At 71.2% G+C, this 983-nt stretch carries 2 protein-coding genes; both read right to left on the bottom strand.

The annotated features are described in order from the left end of the window. Positions 1-470: hypothetical protein (locus tag AC5RV2_RS18420; RefSeq protein WP_494093528.1), on the bottom strand; the 470-nt coding region annotated here is incomplete at its 3' end. Further along, on the bottom strand, positions 457-822 hold the full coding sequence (locus AC5RV2_RS18415) for a hypothetical protein (RefSeq protein ID WP_494093527.1): 366 nt from the start codon (positions 820-822) through the stop codon (positions 457-459). The genes AC5RV2_RS18420 and AC5RV2_RS18415, both read right to left, overlap by 14 nt. Positions 823-983: the final 161 nt, after the last annotated feature.

The raw sequence follows: 983 nt of genomic DNA, 5'->3' as shown, positions 1-983 counted from the left end.
GGCGCAGTCCCCGCGAGTGGCGCGGCGGTGCGGGGACGACGACGGAACATGGCCGCGGCGGTGGGCATCGTCGTCGTGCTGTCCATGCCGGTGCCCGCGGGTGTCCGGCGGACGAGGGCTGTCCACGCGCTGCCGGAGGAGCGGGACGCCAGGTTCCAGCGGTTGCGCAGCCAGGCCTGGTTGATGCCCAGCGCATGCAGTGAGCTGATGGCCCAGAGCAGGAGGCGGGCCGTTGGGCCGGCCTCTTCGTTCATGAACAGCGAAACCAGCAGCGCCACCAGGTAGAGGCCGCCGGCGGACAGCCAGGCGGCGCGGCGCGCCAGCAGGCCGATGATCACGAAGCCGGCCCAGCCCACAAACCCAACGCCCAACAGCGGCAGCAGCAGCCACAGGCTGGCGACACCGAGCCAGGGGATCGCCGGCGTTCCGGTCCGGCCCGCGAGGGCGGCGGGTGAGTCAGCGGCGGACATTCAGGACCATGGTGACGCTCTGGTCTTCCTCGACCGTCTCCGATGCGAGCTGCAGGCCGGCGGTGTGCGCGCGTTCCCGCAGCTTCTGCACCACCGCCTGCTGGACTTGGCGCGCGTACGCGGCGTCGATCGCCTGGACGATCTCGGCCGCGCGCCGCCGGTCAACGTCTTCACCGCTGAAATGGACCTGCCAGATGCCGTCGGCGTCGCGTTCGAAGACCGCCGCCACGTCTGCCCAGTCCGCCTCGAGGGAGGCCTCGGTGACACGGGAAACCTTTGCCTGCGTATCTTCCAGGGCAGCTTGCAGCAGGTTCAGGTCCCGCATCCGGGTTTGCACCTGGACCTGGGGCACTGCGGCAACCTCCGGCACCGTGTCCGTGGTGCGGCTCTTGGCCCTGCCCTCGAGGGCGGCGTTGACCGTGGCGGAGGCGCTGGCCGCCGGCGGGGCCCTGGAGTATGAACTGGTCCGGATCAAGACCGAGGGCGACGTGCTGCGGGGGCCGCTGGCCCAGA

Source organism: Arthrobacter sp. Y3225116, from assembly GCF_059091245.1.
This window is presented reverse-complemented; position numbering and strand designations above follow the sequence as displayed.